The organism is Mucilaginibacter arboris (assembly GCF_009754915.1).
In the GTDB taxonomy this organism is placed as follows: Bacteria; Bacteroidota; Bacteroidia; order Sphingobacteriales; family Sphingobacteriaceae; genus Mucilaginibacter_A; species Mucilaginibacter_A arboris.
The window spans coordinates 82,265-99,520 of record NZ_WPIK01000003.1 but is presented as its reverse complement, the minus strand read 5'-3'; the positions used below and the strand labels follow the sequence as shown (position 1 = coordinate 99,520).

The following is a 17,256-nucleotide window of genomic DNA, read 5'->3' as shown; positions in this document are numbered from 1 at the left end:
TGTTTTTATCGGATAAAAATCAGTGCTGTTATTGGATTTTGAGGTACATAACGTGATGCGGGCCAATTCCGGGAACATCAAATTCATCCGAAATAATTTCAAAGCCAATACCAGCATAAAAGTTAAGCGCTTTTTTGCGGGCATTGCACCATAAATAATTCACTTTTTGCCTGCGAAGGTAAACGATAGCGAAATTCAGGATCTGGTTGCCGTAACCTTTTCCCTGAAAACCCGGAACTGTTGCCATTCCGCGCAACTGGTAACCTTTGCCGGTGTAGGGTTCTATATTTTGTGGATGGAAAGATGCGATAGAAAGGAGTTGATTTTCCCCAAAATTCCCCAAATGGAAAGCACCTTCATTTAAATCTGACGGAAAACGGCATTCATCTGGTTTTAATTTTCCTTCGCGCAGCACCTGGTTACGCACTTCTAATATTTCTTCTACCGGAATAAATTTAATCATTTTGTTAGTTTATTTTCCTTGATTTTCAGCTTCGGTTTAAGTTCAAAAATGCTTCTTTTACAGCTAAAAAATCCAAATATAAGGTTTAACATCTATTTACTTTAACGAAAAACTTTGGGAACAGGAAAAGGCATATTGGTATCAATTTTTACCCGGTAAAAGAAGCATTGTGGCTTTTGCAATTGCGAGAAGTTTTACCTGGCATTTTTATTGGCTATAGATTAACAAATCAATAATCAATACAGTCATGTTTAACTTCACTTCTTTACGCCATAAAATCATCAAAATGATTGTTAACAATCCGGTCCCTTCCCGCAGTACCGATATTTTAAGGCCATACCTGATTTTAAGTATTTCTTTATTTTTCAGCAGGTTTAAATTTGTGGTTTTAGAGGAACTGTATTACAAAGGCTTGATCGAACTGCACGGAGATGTTGCTCTTTTTATCGATGCAAAAAAAGCAAGCGATACTAAATATTTAAGCTTAACCGCATCAATTACTACCAAAGGAATGGCGTATTACAAACTGCATATTCAAAAAGAAGCGCCTGTGCAAAATCAAGAATTCCGGTTTAAAAGCTATCCGCAAACATCCCTAAAACTTGTGTTATAAATTATCCTTCCCAACCAATTATAAACCTAAATTTTACAAACAGTCCTTTTTTTTGTGGTGATTCCAGGAGAGCGGTTAATTCCGCTTTTCTGGTTTTTATGGATGTAGGTTTACTCAATATACTTCTTTTAGCAAGGCAATTTTTGCTACCAGATCTGTTAAGCGGCTGGAGTAACCCATTTCGTTATCGTACCAGCCAACTACTTTAACCAAACTGCCTACAACCGAAGTTAGCTGCGCATCAAAAATGCAACTGTGCGGATTATCCAAAATATCTACAGAAACAATCGGGTCTTCTGTGTATTCCAAAATATTTTTAAGGAAACCTTGCGACGCTTTTAAAAATACTTCGTTAATTTCTTTTACCGTAGCCGGATGTTTTAAGGTACAGGTAAAATCTGTTAGCGAACCGTTAAGTACAGGCACACGGATTCCCGCCCCGCCTAACCTGCCTTCTAAATGCGGAAAAACATTGGTAATAGCTTTGGCTGCACCAGTTGTGGTTGGAATGATGGAACTTGATGCGGCCCGGGCACGCCGGAGGTCTTTGTGCGGGGCATCGTGCAGGTTCTGGTCGCTGGTCATGGAATGTACGGTGGTAATATAACCGTCTTCTATTTCCCAATTATCATCCAAAATTTTAACTAAAGGAGCAACATTATTGGTGGTGCAGGAAGCGTTGGACAGGATTGGTGAACTCAAATCCACCGAATCATCATTAACGCCTAAAACTACGAATGGAATATTTTTATCGGGAGATGGCGCTGATATAATTACCTGTTTTGCCCCTGCTTTTAAATGCAAAGAAGCTTTTGCCTCTGTTATAAACTTTCCGGTCGATTCGATTACCAGATCAATTTCCAGTTCTTTCCAGGGCAATTGCGATGGATCTGCTTCCCTGAAAACACGAATTGGTTTGTGGTTGATGATGAGATAGTTTTCATCCGAAGTAACTTCTCCTTTAAAACCGCGGTGAACAGAATCATACTTAAATAAATGGGCAAGGGTTTTGGTATCTCCCAGATCATTTATAGCAACAACTTCTATATCCGGCCGAAGTAATATGTTTCTTAAAAAAATACGTCCGATACGGCCAAAACCGTTTACAGCAATCTTCATGTTCTTAATTATTGAAGAACAAAGTTATTAAAAGATGCAACGAAACGTTAGCCTATTAAATTGCCAACCTGGAATACTTGTTTGCTTTTTGCGCTCAGCAGGTGGTTTAATAAGCCATTCATCAAAAGTAATATAGCCACAAAAAGGAGCAGTAACAAAGCATTGTCTTCCTGTTTAAATACTAGTGCCAAACCAATAAATAAAAGGGTTACAATGCCTAATATAAATGTTGTTTGCAGATGTGTTAAACCTAAAAGCAGCATCCGGTGGTGGATGTGGTTACGATCTGGCTTAAAAGGAGATTTTTTGTTGTAAATACGGGTAATAACTACACTGCAAGTATCAAATGCAGGAACAATCAGCACGGCAGCCGCAAATGCAGGAGCAGCGGGCAGGTTGTAAACAGTCGATACTTCGTTTATCGATATAAATTTGATGGCAAAAACAGCACAGAGCATTCCGATAAACAAGGAACCTGCATCGCCCATAAAAATCCTTGCCGGCGAATAGTTGTAAGCCAAAAAAGCAATAAGCGAACCGCCAGTAGAAAAAGCAAGGGCAGCTAACTGGGTTTGGCCGGCAACCATAAAGTAAAAGCCAAATGCGCAGGAAGCAATTACGCCCAGCGTTCCTGCAAGTCCGTCGATGCCATCAATCAGGTTAAAAGAATTGATGATGAATATAATAACCAGCATAGAAATAATAACACTTGGCAGATAGCCAAGTTGATAAACATTAAAAATACCATGCAAATTGGTGATGCGGATGTTACCGGGAACAGTAAGAATATAAGAAACCAATGCCTGAACGGCCAGTTTTGTATGGCAATGCACGCCAGATAAATCATCTTTAATACCGATTGCAAATAAAATAATACTTGCTGCATAGAGTTCATAAAAAGGAAGCCCTGTTCCGTTTTTGGCTATTAATAATGATGCTAAAACAATACTGATGTAAAATGCAACTCCGCCTAAGCGTGGAATTCCGTATCCGTGTTCTTTCCGGTCAACAGAATGATCATCAAATAAATTGTTTTGTCGTGCAATGTGGATAACTGAAGGTAAAATAATTAGTACCAACAAAATAGAAACACCAGTAACTGTAAGATAATAGATAAATGGAAACATAATACTTTATTTAATATTATTTAAAGCTATAAAAATTTAACTTTAAATTAATATAAATTATAAATATTGGATTAACTTTTGCAACGGCTTTAAAAAAACAGCGATAAAAGGAGCATGTAAACCATGCTTTTTCATTGCTTTAAAGTCGTTGATGTTTCCTCTTACGTGGCTTAAAATACTTTTGTTACTTAATCCGCCAGTTAACATTTTTACAAAAACCAGGTTAACATAGCCGGTTTTTATTCTATACCGATAAAAGAACCTAAGTATCAGTTCATAATCTGCTGCCGTGCCGAAATCAAGCCGATAATTTCCGTATTGATCATAAATTTTTTTCTTTATAAACAAAGTAGGGTGTGGTGGCATCCAACCGAGTTCCAAAAGCAGGCGCTTACTTGTTGCTGATTTCCATTTTCTAACCGTCTCGCCTTTATCATTATAGAAAATTAAATCGCTATAAACAGCATCTACATCTTTTGACTGGAAAACCTGTGCAATTGTGCTTAACACATTTTGTGAAGCAAAGCAATCATTAGCATGAAGAATGCCGATTACATCACCGGTGGCATGTTCAATCCCCTTGTTTAAGGCATCATAAATTCCATTATCCGGTTCCGAACTGAAATAGGAAATGTGCGATAAATAACGATTGATAACACCAACTGTACCATCAGCAGATCCGCCATCTATTACAATGTATTCAACATCTTCATAATCCTGTTCAAGCAACGAAAGAATAGAAGATTCTATTGTAGAAACGGCATTGTAACACACGGTTATAACAGAAATCTTCATCACTTATATTATGCATGCAAAAAGAATATTATTTGTCATATTTGACATTCCGAATATTAACTAATAGTTTAACCAACTATTATAAAAAGTAAAATTTAATTAACCTTTTAGCTTGATGCTTCTTTTAGCACTGTTTTTTTTAGTTGCTTGTCTTCAGCTTAAATTATTTAATACTATACGACGTACATTAAATTGTGCTTGTAAAATTTTTGCGGAAGATAGATGCTTAACGCAAAACCTGCAAAATATAAAATCTACAGCTAAGAGTTTGTCTGTTTCATGGCCAATCCAAATACGGTTGCTGCAACAAAAAGTTAAAAACCAGTGCAAAAAGGTTTTATTAGCAAGAACAGCAATCACTCTTAAAATTATTAATCAAAAGGTAACCGTTTTAGGCAAAGCACGTAGAAAAGGAAATTACTTATTGTTAAAAGATAAAACAAATCTGTGGATATGATTGGAGAAGCAGGCAGATTAACAGAAAAAGCAATACAGATTTTATATATTGATAAAGTGCGGTTGGCCAAATTAAACAATAGCTACAAGCTGGTAAAGCAGCATTTAAACCTGCTGCCTGTTAGTTTCCTACAAACTAATTCTTTAAAAAAGCTTTCAGATAATTTACAGCCTGTTTTGGCATGTTCAAATACTGCATTTTCTATTAATATTCTTACTTAAAATACGATGCAGGAAATTAATACAAGCAATCCTCAAAAACCGAATGACAGCATTAATTATATGCGTTTGTTCCGTGTTATTTTAAGCAGGTGGTATCTGGTTGCTTTTTCGGTACTGCTTTGTTTTTTGCTTGGCCGATTGTATTTGTGGTACACGCCAAAATCGTACGCTACAAGTGCGATAATGAAGTTTGATGAAAAGAAATCGGAAATTTCTGAGCTGGTAAGCGTAATGAACACTGCAGACCGCGCAACTAATAAAGTACAAAGCGAAAGCTATGTCATAAAAAGCCGAAGCCTGATTATTAATGCGGTTAAAGACCTGGATTATAAAATCAGCTTTTTTATAGCTGGCCGCATCCGCACCTATGAAACTTATCCCGACAAACCGCTGGACATCGAGATTTTGCAGGAAGATAGTGCTACACTTTACAAAGAACTCATTAGTTTTCAAGCCATAAATCCTGATAAGTTCAGCCTCAGCTATAAAATTGATAACCGTGATATAAAGGCAATTTTTACCTATAACCAACCTATTATTATTGGTAAAACAAGTTTTTTACTGCATCCTTCCCAGGTTCGTTTTGAGCCAAAATCGGTTTACCTCTTCCGGTTTAATTCGCCTGAAGATTTTTATCCGCGTGTAGCTGCCGGATTAAATACCAGCGAGGCCATCAAAAATTCTAATGTAATTAACATAGAGGAAACAGATTCTAACCCACAGTTTGCATCGGATATTTTAAATGCTATTATGAAAGAATATCTGGATTTCGACAGAAACCGCAAAATGCTTTCGGCTTCCCAGATCATTACTTTTATTGATAACCAGCTCGATTATCTTTCCAAGCAGGTAAAATCATCAGAAAAATCCTTGGAAGCTTATAAAAAGAGCTCAAAAGTTTTTGATGTCAGCAATTCTGCTACACTTATGCTCAGTAAAGTGCAGGATGCCGAAGCACAAAAATCTTTATTAAACATACAACTGATTGGTATTAACCAACTGAAACAACAAATTAGTAACGAAAAAAATGCCGTTAGCCTTAATTTAAATATGCAGGGAACGGTAGACCCGCTGCTAAACGGACTGCTGACACGCTTCAACCTGTTGCTTTCAGAAAAAACAGACCTGCTTAGAACTTATACCAGTGCATCGCAGCAGGTAACAGAAATTGATAAACAGTTGGCCGAAGTACGTAATGCCGCGCTTGCCAACATCAATGCTTCTGTTAAACGCATTGAACTAACTACTACTTATTTAAACAACCAGTTGCAGTTGGCAAACCAGCAGGTGGCGGCATTACCAACAGCAGAACGCGATATTGTAAGCCTGAAACGCGATTTTGAAATTAACGATAAAGTGTATTCTTTTTTGTCTGAAAAAAAACTGGAAGCGCAGATCAGCCGCTCTTCTATCCTTGCCGGCGCTACAATTATCGAACAGGCACAACCTAATTTTATTCCGGTTGCACCTGATGCAAACAGCATCTATCAAAAATCAATTTTAATTGGCCTGTTCATTGGTTCTGGTTTAATTTTATTGTTACGGATGCTAAATCCGTATATTTTTGATAAAGAAACAATAGAGAGTATAACACAGGTGCCGGTAATTGGTATGATCAGAAAGTTTCCGTACAAGCTTGACCAGAACAACACCCAGATTTTATCATTGGTTAAACCTAAATCTGTTTTTGCAGAATCTGTTCGTTCCGTACGGACAAACCTTAGTTTTATGGCTGCCGATAAGCAAAGCAAGGTAATTTGTATTACTTCGGAAGTTTCAGGCGAAGGCAAATCTTTTATTGCCGTTAATTTATCCAGTACATTAGCGCTAATCGATAAAAAAGTAATCCTGATTGCAGCAGATCTCCGCAGGTCCAGGCTTCACCATGTTTTTCAGCAGGACAACCAGTTGGGTCTGAGTAACTTTTTGGCCGGCCAGATAGGTATGGAACAGATTATTTTTAAAACCAAATACGAGAACATAGATTTTATACCTTCCGGTCCGGTACCGCCTAATCCGTCGGAACTATTGCATCACCCAAATATGAACCTGCTGATTGAAAAATTAAAAGCCAGCTACGATATTATTATGATTGATACTGCACCGGTTGGTTTGGTTTCTGATTCTATCCCGGTTATCCGCCAGAGCGATATTAATATTTTTGTAATCCGTGCCGGAAAATCTTCTTTTTACTCTGCCGAAATCCCACAACAGCTTTCTGGTAAATACGGCTTAAACAATACCGTTATTATCCTGAATGCTTATGCTGAGGAAAACTTTCATTCCCGAATTTATACTTCCGGTAAAAAAGACCAGTCCGGAAGTTATTATTATACAGATTATAATGGCTATGCAAGTTCTGGTTATTATTCGGATGATATTGCACCCAAATGGTGGAAAATCAGCCGTTGGATTAACTAAAACTTCTATTCTAAAAAAAACCATGTTAAAAGAAGCATCACCTAAATGGTATCCCGTTTATACCCGTTCGAGGGCCGAAAAACAAGCTTTTGAACTGCTGCAAAAAAAAGGTGTCGAATCTTATTTGCCCTTGCAAAAAACACTTAAACAATGGAGCGACCGCAAGAAATGGGTAACCGAACCGCTCTTTCAATCTTATTTATTTGTACGGATTACACAGCAACAGCAAACAGAAGTTTTAATGACCAAAGGCATCGTGCGTTTTCTATATCACGCTGGCAGGATTGCAGCCATGCCAGACCAGCAGATTAACGAAATACAGTTGCTTTTATCAAACGAAATCGACCTGGAAGTTACAGCAGAACATATTGCCCCCGGAGAAAAAGTAGTGATTAAAGCTGGCCCCTTAAAAGGACTATCGGGCGAGATGGTGAGTTATAAATCACAAAAACAATTGGTTGTACGGTTAGAGAACCTGGGACAATCTATTTTGGTTAATGCCTCTTCTGCCCTGGTAGATCGGCTGTAGCCTTTTTTCTCTTTAAAAACCAATTAGTTGCATAATAAAATGTAACTGAAAGGGCGAAGCTTTATAAAGTAAGCAGCTATATGTGCAGAATTGCAGGCCAGGTTTCTTTAAATACACATGCAGATCAAAAACGCCGACTTGTTAACCGCATGTGCCTTGCTATGCAACACGGTGGGCCAGATGGCGAAGGATTATTTTTAGCTGATAAAAACAGTATCTGCTTTGGCCATCGCCGTTTAGCCTTGATCGACCTTTCTGCTGATGGCACTCAGCCCATGCAGGATATTACGGAAAATTATACGGTTACCTTTAACGGCGAAATTTATAATTACCTGGAACTTAAAGCTGAGTTGCAAAATCTTGGCTACCAGTTCAAAACAAAATCTGATACGGAAGTTATCCTGGTTGCATATGCTTCTTGGGGAACAAATGCTTTCCATCGTTTTAACGGCATGTTTGCTTTTGCCCTATATGATAAACGTTTGCAAAAGGTTTTTTTAGTAAGGGATGGCAGCGGAATGAAACCGTTGTATTATCATATTAAAAATAAAGAACTGATTTTTGCTTCAGAAATCAGGGCTTTTCGTGAAATCGGCTTTAGCCAGAACCGGCCCGACTGGAAAATACTCTTTTTAGCATTTGGTTTTATACCCGAACCTGTCACAATTTTAGACCAGGTTTTAATGCTGCCAAAAGGAAGTTTCTTGGAGTGGAAAATTGATGCGGAAACTTATCGGACCAGCAGCTATCTTCAACCCAAAACAGTACAATTAATTTGCAACCAGAAGGAAGCAGAACAACTGGTGCAGCAAAAATTGCACAAAGCCGTAAACCGGCATTTAATTGCAGATGCACCGATTGGCGTTTTTTTAAGCGGAGGAATTGATTCCGGTATTATTGCCCTGGAAGCATCAGCAGTAAAAGGTAAGGCTTTACATACCTTATCGCTTACTTTTGAAGAAGCAGGATATGATGAATCGAAGTTTCAACAGATCATGGCAACAAAACTGGGAAGCCGGCATCAGCAGCAACAAATTACAGCAGCAGATTTTAACGAACAGGCAACAGCTATTTTACAGGCAATGGACCAACCATCAGCCGATGGGATAAATACCTGGCTGGTAGCAAAGCTTGCTCAAAAACAAGGGCTAAAAGCAGTGCTTTCAGGTTTAGGCGGAGATGAACTATTTGGCGGTTATCCATCTTTTAAAAGAATGCATTTGCTTAAAAAAATGGAAAGCCAATTATCAATAAGTGTTTTAAAGTGGTTTCAGCAATCTCCAAAAGAAGCTTATCAAAAACTGGCCTATTTATCGCTCCGCTCCGAGGTTGGCTACTATCTTGCTTTGCGTGGCTATTTTGCACCGCATCAAATAGCAGCTATCTTAAATATACCGGTAAAAGAAGTATGGGCTAAAATTAGTGAGTTTAAATACCCTGCAATTACAGAAACAAACCCTGAGCTGTTTGCTGCTAATTTAGAGCAGGATTTTTACATGAAAAACCAGTTGCTGCGCGATACCGATGCTATGAGCATGCAGCACGGCATAGAAATAAGGATGCCTTTTTTAGATACCGAATTTCTGCTTGCAGTTAACAGCATCAGCAGCAATTTAAGGTTTGATAAAAAGTTAGCTAAAGGTTTACTCGTCCGCAGCTATCAGCAACAATTGCCGGCAACCATCTGGAACAGAAAAAAAATGGGTTTCTCTTTCCCTTTACAAAAATGGCTTAAACAACATCCGCTTACAGTTAAGTTAAATACGAGTACAAACCTTGCGGTTGCTTCTTTTACACAACGCTTTTTGCAGGATAAAATGCACTGGTCTAAACTGCTTGCATTGCATTTTGCTGCTAATACATAAGTTCAGAATTTTTTACCGATATTATATTTCTGCATACAAACAATTTGGAGACATTGCCGGTACATATCGATATTATTATCTTAAGTTATGCTAAAAATAGTTATTTAAAAAGTTTGACGGAGCAAACTATTGCAACCGTGCTTGCATCAGAAAATCCGGCGAAAATTAAGTTTGATGTACTTGTAATCGAATCTGAAAAAAGCTTGTTCCCGTTTCAATTTAATAACACAAGAACTGTTTATCCTGAAGGAAAATTTGGCTTTAATAAATATCTTAATATTGGTTTAAAAAGCACAAATAATAAATTTGTATGTTTATGTAACAACGATTTGATATTTTATCAAAATTGGGCTTCTGAAATATTAGCAGCTATGGAAGGTGATAATACTATATTAAGCGCTACTCCTTATTGCCGAAACTATCATCAATCTATAGGATATACAGCTTATACAACACCTGCCGAGGGTTATTTTGGCGTTTTTACAGGATGGTGTTTTTTTGTAAAAAGAACAATTTTCGATACGATAGGAAAGCTGGATGAAAAACTTCTTTTCTGGTATTGTGATAATGATTACTTACAATTGTTGCTGCAATATAAAATAAAGAATGTCTTGGTACCTACTTCTTTTATCAGGCATTTGGGCAGCGAATCTTTGAAAGGTGCAGATCAAAAATTATATGATAAACTTACTTTACTGCCGCAACTATATTACAATTATAAATGGCACCACCGTAGTATCTTAAGATACAAAGCAGAAAAGTTGATCTTTACATTAAAGCAGGCATTTCAATAAAATTACATTTTGAAAACAGTTTTTACAGCAGATTATTCGGTAATTACTTTTGCTACAAGCAAAGTTAATTATGTTAAATTTGCTTTAAATTGTGCCCGCTCTGTTTTACGTTCCAATGAAATTAAGTTTTATATTGTAACAGATTTGCGATTTGATCTACCTGCCACACTAAAAAAAAGTGTTTCTATTATTGAAGCCAAACCAGAACATTTAGACCAGGGCACCGGAATTAAATTATACATCGACCAGTACCTTCAAACCAAACATACTTTATTTATAGATGCAGATTGTTTGTGCTATAGTTCTTTACAACCAGCGTTTGATGTATTTAAGGGCAAAAATGTTTCTGTTGTAGGCAACCTGGTTAAAGCCGCAGACTGGTGCGGCGAAGAACAAGCTTCCACAATTTATAAAACATTTGGCATTACCAAACTTGCCCGCTTTAACGGTGGTGTTTATTATATTTTAAAATCAACCCGCTCAACAAAAATCTTTGAGACAGTCAGGGAAATTGCATTGGATTATGATCAGTTAGGTTTTCAGCGGATACATGACAATTGGATAAATGAAGAAATCCTGATTTCTATAGCGATGGCATTGCATAAACAATCCCCCGTTGCAGACAACAGTATCCTGATGACAGATTTGTACACAGACCAACATACCTCTAAATTAAATGTGCTTACTGGTTACCGCGAAATCAACAATCCGGAACCTGGTGCCGCCTTGCATCGTTCCTGGTACCCGAAAGGAAAATTGAAACCTTTAATTGTACATTTTGGAAGTGCCAACTTATACAAGTATCCATATATATCACAACACTTTTTGCTTAATTTAAAAGCTAAAAATGTACATCCCCGAATAGCTACAGTTTTGATTATGTTGCTTATCCATATTCCTTATAAATCTAAATACTGGATTTTTTCTAAATTTAACAGATAAAAATTTCACAAGAAACTTATTTATTTAGAATAAGAATACTTCTTTTAACAACCTTTTTTTCATTTTGACATTTAATATTTCTTATATACTTGCAACACGCAACCGTCTGCCTTTTCTAAAAATCACATTAGAAAAGCTGATAAATGAACTTTTGGCAGACGAAGAAATAATTGTCATTAATGGCAATAGCAACGATGGAACATCATCTTATCTGAAACAATTGTACATAGATAAAAAAATTCATTGTTATATAAACGAACCCGACCAAAATCAGGCACATGCCTGGAATAAAGGTATGTTACTTGCAAACGGAAAGTTTATTAAAAAAATTATGGACGATGATATTTTTTGTTTTGCATCCATCAGGAAGTGCAAAAACTGGATGATTGAACATCCTGAAATTAATATTTGTATTTCCAATACCTTACAAACTAACCTGCAATATTCTGAACAAATAAATAAAGCAAGCAGGCTATCGTACTTTTTACAGTGGCAAAAAGACGAAACTTCGTGTTTTACCTTTAGTGATGTTTATATACTAATCCGAAAAGAAGCTTTAAGTTTTACCGGTTTATATGATACTCAATTTCGAATGATTGATTGGGAGTTTTCCCTGCGTTGCTCTTTTCTAAAGGCAAAAATAGGCTACTACACTGGTTATAATTCATTAACAGTTGATACGCCTGGTAATATTACCAGCTTATCAACCCGGAGAGTTTTAAAATATGAAGCAATGATTGCTAAAGTAAAATACGGGTATCCTGGAGATGATGCGGAAATCTCTATATGGTCGAATCTAAAAATTGCTCTCGGACTAAAACTACAGTGGGTTCAGAAAAATGCTTCTTTTAAAAATAACAATAATAGCAGCGCTTTACATGAATATACTGACTTAGAAAGCATTTACAACAAATTATATAATATTTTAGAGCATGAAAACCAGAAAACCGACTTTGATTTTATATGCTGAAAACAGTAAACATAAAATTTCAGAATGGCCTTGATTTTGAAACTGCCAAAGCAGAAATTTTAAATGAATTAGATGATGTTTTTGATTTCAGGGAAAGCAGCCAGCCTGATTTTATTGTTTTTGGCCCATACGGAAATGATATACCCCAGAAAGGAAACTACACACGGATTGGTTATTTCTGCGAAAATGTAAAACCTGATTTTAACTGTTGCGAATATGCTTTTGGCATTTCAAGAGAAGAAACTATTAACCAGGAAAATTATAAACGCATTCAATGGCATGGTTTCGATCCAAAGTCACTTGTAAAACCAATAATAACAGATGCAGAAGGCATTTTAAAAAATAAAAGTAAGTTTTGCAACTTTCTGTATTCTAATCCGGTTCCATACCGGGAAGCCTTTTTTAAAGCATTAAATAAATACAAAAAAGTAGATGCCCCTGGAAAATCCATGAACAATATGCCGGAAATTTATCAGTTAAACCAAACTGATAAATGGACTGCTAAAAGAAGTTTTTTACAGCAATACAAGTTTACTATTGCATTTGAAAATGATTTGTTTCCAGGCTATCAAACAGAAAAACTTTATGATGCAATGTTGGCAGGAAGTATCCCAATTTATCTCGGAGATCCATACATTGGTGATATTTTTAACACCAAAAGCTTTATTCATGCAAGGGAATATTTGCAGCTTAATCAAACCCCTTTTATTAATTGGGTTGAAAAGAATTGCCAGCAGGATTTTGAAGACATTAGGCCAGAATTTTATCATTCGCCCTATCACCGTTTTAAAAGACATTTAAAAATGCGAGGCCGCAATATTAAAATGAAGCTTAGCTTTAATAAAACTGATTTTTCTGATTTGATTGATAAGATTATCGAACTGGATAAAAATCAGGATTTATACTTACAATATGTTGTGCAACCTTGGCTAAACAATAACATGGCTAAAGAAGTAATTTCAACCAAAAACCAATGGATTAAAATATTTAATTCCAAGTAATCCCCTCCTTTGGTTTTTTACTCAGATTTCCATTTTTTGCGCACTAAATATTGCTGCAAATAACTTAATTAATAAACCATGCTAAATATTTTTTACGAAGAACCAGATCCTGATCGATGGTTTCCTTTTGATAGGTATCCAAGAAAAATAATCAGAAAAGTTTTACGTGGAAAATTCCGTCCTGGCGGTGTAATGATGATTGCACTGCAGCTAATGAAGGGTTTAGATAAAATCGGCGTTTCTTACAGGTTTAATGATTACAAGTTTATCAAAAAAAACCCTTTGGAAATTGCATGTATAATCGGCAAACCTCAAGTGCTTGATAAATATCAATGGAAAAATCCCATTCTGTTTGGTGCAGGTATTTTCTCTCATCCCTCAGACCAACCATCTTTTTTTAAAAAGTATCCTTCTGTTCAAAAAATTTTGGTTCCTGGCAATTGGATGAAAGACATGTTTGATCCGTATTATAGTGATAAAGTAAGCATTTGGCCAGCCGGAATTGATACAAAGTACTGGTTTCCTGAACCGAAAAGTAACGAGTTCGATTTTTTAATCTACAATAAAATTATGTGGGATAAGGAAATTAAAACACAAATTTTATTAAAGCCAATTTTAGAAACGCTTGAATTACAGAAGCTTAATTATCAAATAATAAATTACGGTTTTTATAATCATGAAATATTACGTGCAAAAATAAGACAAAGTAAAGCTGTGATTTATCTATGCGAGCACGAAACGCAGGGAATGGCTTATCAACAGATTTTAGCTACAAATACACCTATTTTAGCATGGGACAAAGGCAGCTTTTGGGAGGATCCTTCTTATTATCCACATACTGTTCAATATGAACCTGTAAGCTCTACCCCTTATTGGGATAAACGTTGCGGGTTAAAATTTAAGTCTATTGAAGAATTTCCATCAAAACTCAATTTATTTTTAAAGCTTCTATCCGAAAAAAAGTTTACACCCAGAAGTTATATTACAGAAAACTTATCCTTAGAAATTAGTGCCCGAAAGTACTTGGCTATTTACCAACAGGTGCAGCAACATTTATCACAAAAGTTTCAGCAACTTTAATTATTCGGTTTAAATCATTTAAAATACAACTATTGCCTGCAAATTAAAATATGTCTAAACCCTTAGTTTCCATTATTATTCCGGTTTACAATGCACAGAAGTATATTGCTGAAACAATTACTTCGGCTATAAAACAAACGTGGGAAAATAAAGAAATTTTAATTATTGATGATGGCTCTGAAGATGCTTCTTTTAGCATTGCTAAATCTTATGAATCTAAAACCATAAAAGTTTTCTTACAAGCAAAACAGGGTGCAAGCGCCGCAAGAAATAAGGGGATAAAAGAAGCAAAAGGCGATTACATCCAGTTTTTAGATGCCGATGACCTTTTGGAAGAAACTAAAATTGAGCAGCAGTTAAAAGCAATTAATTTTAGTAACAGTCAACTGGGTATTTGTCCGGTAATCCACTTTCCGGACGGGCAGTCTTACAAAAACTTTTCACCTTCAGACTATGAAAAAAACTTCTATAAAAGCAATTCCAACCCTCTCCAATTTTTACTAAAACTTTACGGGGCAGAAAATAACCAGGGAGGAATGATTGCCTTACACGCATGGCTTACTCCGGCGGAATTAATAAAAAAAGCTGGTTTTTGGAACGAAAGCTTAACGGTTGATGATGATGGTGAATATTTTTGCCGTGTTGTTTTAGCAGCAAGTAAAATTGTGTGTACAAATGAAACCCTATGTTATTACCGCAAATATCAAAACAAGATTAGTTTATCCTCACAATTAAACATAGAAGGATTTGAGTCCAGATTAAACGCTTTAGAATTGAAGCAACAACATCTTGCAGCAATTGATACTCAGGAACTGGTTAATAACATTTTTGCCAGGCATTATTGGGATTTTGCACTTTCCGCTTACCCACGGTTTAAAAAATTATCTGCAAGGGCAATTTTACAAGCAAAAGCAGGCAATTATACGGGCAGAAAATACAGTGGCGGCCCAATAAGTTTTTTTTTAAGCAGGTTTTTTGGCTGGCGAATATTGCGTTACATCAGTTATATCCGTTATGGGTTTTAAGTTGTCTTGATCTTTATAATAGCACTTACAATAACCCTTTGCTAATTAATTTTTATGCTACAACTATTAAAACGCCTGTTTCCTGTAACATTAAAAAACAAACTAAAAGAAAAGCTTGGCGTTCCCGATCAGGAATATACTTTTAAACGTTTAAAAAAATTAGGTTATCAACCCAAATTGGTGTTAGATATTGGTGCTTATGAAGGCAACTGGGCAAATCTCTTTTTAACTGTTTTTCCGGAAGCAAAAATAATGATGGTTGAAGGCCAGGAAAGCAAAAGGGGCTTATTAAATCAAAAAACTGTTGCCAACAAGCAGCTTGATTTTAATATCTCGCTTTTAGGTTCGGCAGAAAAAGAAATTAATTTTAACATTTACGATACAGCCAGTTCTGTGTTAAAAGAGCATAATGAAACCGGGGCCAAAATTGAAATAAGAACGCTTACAACACTGGATAAGCTTATTGCAAATACACCTTTTGCACAACCAGATTTTATTAAAATTGATACACAAGGTTTCGAACTTGAGATTTTAAAAGGTGCCGAACAAACTATACAACTTGCACAGTTTATTCTGTTAGAAGTATCAATGATAGATATTTACAAAGACTGCCCGTTAGCAGCAGAAGTAATGGCCTTTATGCAAACGAAAGGATTTGTACTTTATGATATTTGCTCATTAATGCGTCGGCCTTTAGATAAAGCTTTGTTCCAATCTGATTTTTTATTTATTAAAGAAAGCGCTGAATTTCGTGCTGATAAAAGATGGAGTTAAGCGCGAGTAGAGCTAAAGGTAAATATAAATGAAAATTCTGTTAATAGCAGATCCAGGTATTCCGGTGCCACCAGAATTTTATGGCGGACATGAGCGCTTGGTTTATCTTTTTGCTGAAGAATACCAGCGTTTGGGACATCAGGTTACTCTGCTTGCCGGACCAGAATCAAGTATCAGTGGAAAGGTTTATACTTTTGGCAGGAATGATTTAAAACGTTCAAAAATTCAAAAAATACGCGAGTTAATATACGTCTGGTACCTTTTAACTTTAAAAAGAAACCAGTTTGATGTTATACATAATTTTGGCCGCTTATTGTATTTGCTTCCGGTATTAAAAAATCCAGTAAAGAAAATCATGACTTATGGCAGAGGGGTTTCTGCTAATGGGATTCAGAAAATTTCAACCTTCAACCCAAAAAACTTAATATTTACAGCTTGTAGTAACTATTGCGTTTCTACCGGAAATGTTGCCGGAAACTGGAGAACTGTTTATAATGCCATCAATTTTTCTGATTACTTTATACAAAAACAGGTGCTAAAAGAAGCACCACTAATGTTTCTGGGAAGATTAGATAAAATTAAAGGCGTACATACAGCTATTAAAGTTGCAAAAGCAACCAATCATACTTTATGGATTGGAGGAAATATACCTGATACGCTCGATAACTATCAATATTATAAGCAGGAAATCGAGCCATATATTGATGGCAAACAGATTATTTACCTCGGTGCCTTAAATAACGTTCAAAAAAATCAGTATTTAAGGAAAGCTAAAGCATTGCTTTTTCCAATCGAATGGAACGAACCTTTTGGATTGGTAATGATTGAAGCAATGGCTTGCGGAACACCGGTTATTGGTTTTAAAAAAGGTTCTGTTGCTGAAGTGATAGAAGAAGGTATTACTGGTTTAATCGTAAACACTATAAATGAAATGATTAATGCTGTAGATAAAGTTGTTTTTATTGACCGTTACATTTGCAAAAAGCGAGCAGAAGCAAAATTTGATATAAAAGTTATTGCCCGGCAATACTTAAATATTTTTGATAATACGCATTAAAAG

Annotated in this window: 17 protein-coding genes; 13 read left to right on the top strand and 4 right to left on the bottom strand. The window is 36.0% G+C overall.

All coding sequences use genetic code 11. The features are described 5' to 3' along the window. Positions 1 to 28: 28 nt before the first annotated feature. Positions 29 to 463: a GNAT family N-acetyltransferase gene (locus GO621_RS03695; RefSeq protein WP_157564311.1), complete on the bottom strand. Its 435-nt coding sequence runs from the start codon at positions 461 to 463 to the stop codon at positions 29 to 31. 247 nt (positions 464 to 710) lie between these two features. Here GO621_RS03695 and GO621_RS03690 point away from each other — a divergent pair, with 247 nt between their 5' ends. Continuing rightward, the gene (locus GO621_RS03690; protein ID WP_157564309.1) at positions 711 to 1,076 is read left to right on the top strand and encodes a hypothetical protein; all 366 of its coding nucleotides are present in this window, start codon (positions 711 to 713) and stop codon (positions 1,074 to 1,076) included. Positions 1,077 to 1,190: 114 nt separating this feature from the next. On the opposite strand, the gene gap is transcribed toward GO621_RS03690, so the two are convergent. From gap to GO621_RS03675, 3 genes are read right to left on the bottom strand one after another with little or no spacing between them, the layout of a single operon-like run. After that, positions 1,191 to 2,195, bottom strand: coding sequence for a type I glyceraldehyde-3-phosphate dehydrogenase (gap, locus tag GO621_RS03685; RefSeq protein WP_157564307.1), 1,005 nt, complete (start codon positions 2,193 to 2,195; stop codon positions 1,191 to 1,193). A 47-nt stretch (positions 2,196 to 2,242) separates the two neighbouring features. Then, on the bottom strand, positions 2,243 to 3,322 hold the full coding sequence (locus tag GO621_RS03680; protein WP_157564305.1) for an MraY family glycosyltransferase: 1,080 nt from the start codon (positions 3,320 to 3,322) through the stop codon (positions 2,243 to 2,245). 57 nt (positions 3,323 to 3,379) lie between these two features. Further along, on the bottom strand, positions 3,380 to 4,117 hold the full coding sequence (locus tag GO621_RS03675; protein ID WP_157564303.1) for a glycosyltransferase family 2 protein: 738 nt from the start codon (positions 4,115 to 4,117) through the stop codon (positions 3,380 to 3,382). A gap of 115 nt (positions 4,118 to 4,232) precedes the next feature. Between GO621_RS03675 and GO621_RS03670 the strand changes: the two genes are divergently transcribed. The 12 genes from GO621_RS03670 to GO621_RS03615 all read left to right on the top strand — a co-directional run bounded on the left by GO621_RS03670 (position 4,233) and on the right by GO621_RS03615 (position 17,253). Then, positions 4,233 to 4,574: a hypothetical protein gene (locus tag GO621_RS03670; protein ID WP_157564301.1), complete on the top strand. Its 342-nt coding sequence runs from the start codon at positions 4,233 to 4,235 to the stop codon at positions 4,572 to 4,574. A gap of 227 nt (positions 4,575 to 4,801) precedes the next feature. Next, entirely contained in the window at positions 4,802 to 7,216 is a 2,415-nt protein-coding gene (locus tag GO621_RS03665; protein WP_157564299.1) for a GumC family protein, read from the top strand. Next, complete coding sequence (locus tag GO621_RS03660) at positions 7,140 to 7,745, top strand: UpxY family transcription antiterminator (RefSeq protein WP_232335583.1); 606 nt, start codon at positions 7,140 to 7,142, stop codon at positions 7,743 to 7,745. The genes GO621_RS03665 and GO621_RS03660 overlap by 77 nt, the downstream gene beginning before the upstream one ends. A gap of 80 nt (positions 7,746 to 7,825) precedes the next feature. After that, positions 7,826 to 9,610 carry an asparagine synthase (glutamine-hydrolyzing) gene (gene asnB, locus GO621_RS03655; RefSeq protein ID WP_157564297.1) on the top strand — a complete coding sequence of 595 codons (1,785 nt, stop codon included), beginning with the start codon at positions 7,826 to 7,828 and terminating at the stop codon, positions 9,608 to 9,610. 113 nt (positions 9,611 to 9,723) lie between these two features. Further along, the gene (locus GO621_RS03650; protein ID WP_157564295.1) at positions 9,724 to 10,404 is read left to right on the top strand and encodes a glycosyltransferase family 2 protein; all 681 of its coding nucleotides are present in this window, start codon (positions 9,724 to 9,726) and stop codon (positions 10,402 to 10,404) included. Between the two features lie 9 nt (positions 10,405 to 10,413). Further along, a complete protein-coding gene (locus GO621_RS03645; RefSeq protein WP_157564293.1) occupies positions 10,414 to 11,346 on the top strand; it encodes a glycosyltransferase family protein in 933 nt (310 codons plus the stop codon). A 64-nt stretch (positions 11,347 to 11,410) separates the two neighbouring features. Beyond that, positions 11,411 to 12,316, top strand: coding sequence for a glycosyltransferase family 2 protein (locus GO621_RS03640; protein ID WP_157564291.1), 906 nt, complete (start codon positions 11,411 to 11,413; stop codon positions 12,314 to 12,316). Further along, complete coding sequence (locus tag GO621_RS03635; protein ID WP_157564289.1) at positions 12,310 to 13,317, top strand: glycosyltransferase family 10 domain-containing protein; 1,008 nt, start codon at positions 12,310 to 12,312, stop codon at positions 13,315 to 13,317. Before GO621_RS03640 ends, GO621_RS03635 begins: the two co-directional genes overlap by 7 nt. 78 nt (positions 13,318 to 13,395) lie before the next feature. Continuing rightward, the gene (locus GO621_RS03630; RefSeq protein WP_157564287.1) at positions 13,396 to 14,397 is read left to right on the top strand and encodes a glycosyltransferase; all 1,002 of its coding nucleotides are present in this window, start codon (positions 13,396 to 13,398) and stop codon (positions 14,395 to 14,397) included. Positions 14,398 to 14,447: 50 nt separating this feature from the next. Further along, positions 14,448 to 15,422, top strand: a complete 975-nt coding sequence (locus GO621_RS03625; protein WP_157564285.1) for a glycosyltransferase family 2 protein — start codon at positions 14,448 to 14,450, stop codon at positions 15,420 to 15,422. A gap of 54 nt (positions 15,423 to 15,476) precedes the next feature. Continuing rightward, positions 15,477 to 16,196: an FkbM family methyltransferase gene (locus GO621_RS03620; RefSeq protein ID WP_157564283.1), complete on the top strand. Its 720-nt coding sequence runs from the start codon at positions 15,477 to 15,479 to the stop codon at positions 16,194 to 16,196. Positions 16,197 to 16,224: 28 nt separating this feature from the next. Further along, entirely contained in the window at positions 16,225 to 17,253 is a 1,029-nt protein-coding gene (locus tag GO621_RS03615) for a glycosyltransferase (protein ID WP_157564281.1), read from the top strand. Positions 17,254 to 17,256: the final 3 nt, after the last annotated feature.

Bases quoted from the DNA above. Each gene is read 5' to 3' on its own strand.
- asnB (WP_157564297.1), top strand. From the start codon at position 7,826: ATGTGCAGAATTGCAGGCCAGGTTTCTTTAAATACACATGCAGATCAA.
- GO621_RS03630 (WP_157564287.1), top strand. From the start codon at position 13,396: ATGCTAAATATTTTTTACGAAGAACCAGATCCTGATCGATGGTTTCCT.
- GO621_RS03670 (WP_157564301.1), top strand. From the start codon at position 4,233: ATGCTTCTTTTAGCACTGTTTTTTTTAGTTGCTTGTCTTCAGCTTAAA.
- GO621_RS03690 (WP_157564309.1), top strand. From the start codon at position 711: ATGTTTAACTTCACTTCTTTACGCCATAAAATCATCAAAATGATTGTT.
- GO621_RS03635 (WP_157564289.1), top strand. From the start codon at position 12,310: ATGCTGAAAACAGTAAACATAAAATTTCAGAATGGCCTTGATTTTGAA.
- GO621_RS03660 (WP_232335583.1), top strand. From the start codon at position 7,140: ATGGCTATGCAAGTTCTGGTTATTATTCGGATGATATTGCACCCAAAT.
- GO621_RS03680 (WP_157564305.1), bottom strand. From the start codon at position 3,322: ATGTTTCCATTTATCTATTATCTTACAGTTACTGGTGTTTCTATTTTG.
- GO621_RS03665 (WP_157564299.1), top strand. From the start codon at position 4,802: ATGCAGGAAATTAATACAAGCAATCCTCAAAAACCGAATGACAGCATT.
- gap (WP_157564307.1), bottom strand. From the start codon at position 2,195: ATGAAGATTGCTGTAAACGGTTTTGGCCGTATCGGACGTATTTTTTTA.
- GO621_RS03675 (WP_157564303.1), bottom strand. From the start codon at position 4,117: ATGAAGATTTCTGTTATAACCGTGTGTTACAATGCCGTTTCTACAATA.
- GO621_RS03695 (WP_157564311.1), bottom strand. From the start codon at position 463: ATGATTAAATTTATTCCGGTAGAAGAAATATTAGAAGTGCGTAACCAG.
- GO621_RS03625 (WP_157564285.1), top strand. From the start codon at position 14,448: ATGTCTAAACCCTTAGTTTCCATTATTATTCCGGTTTACAATGCACAG.
- GO621_RS03615 (WP_157564281.1), top strand. From the start codon at position 16,225: ATGAAAATTCTGTTAATAGCAGATCCAGGTATTCCGGTGCCACCAGAA.
- GO621_RS03620 (WP_157564283.1), top strand. From the start codon at position 15,477: ATGCTACAACTATTAAAACGCCTGTTTCCTGTAACATTAAAAAACAAA.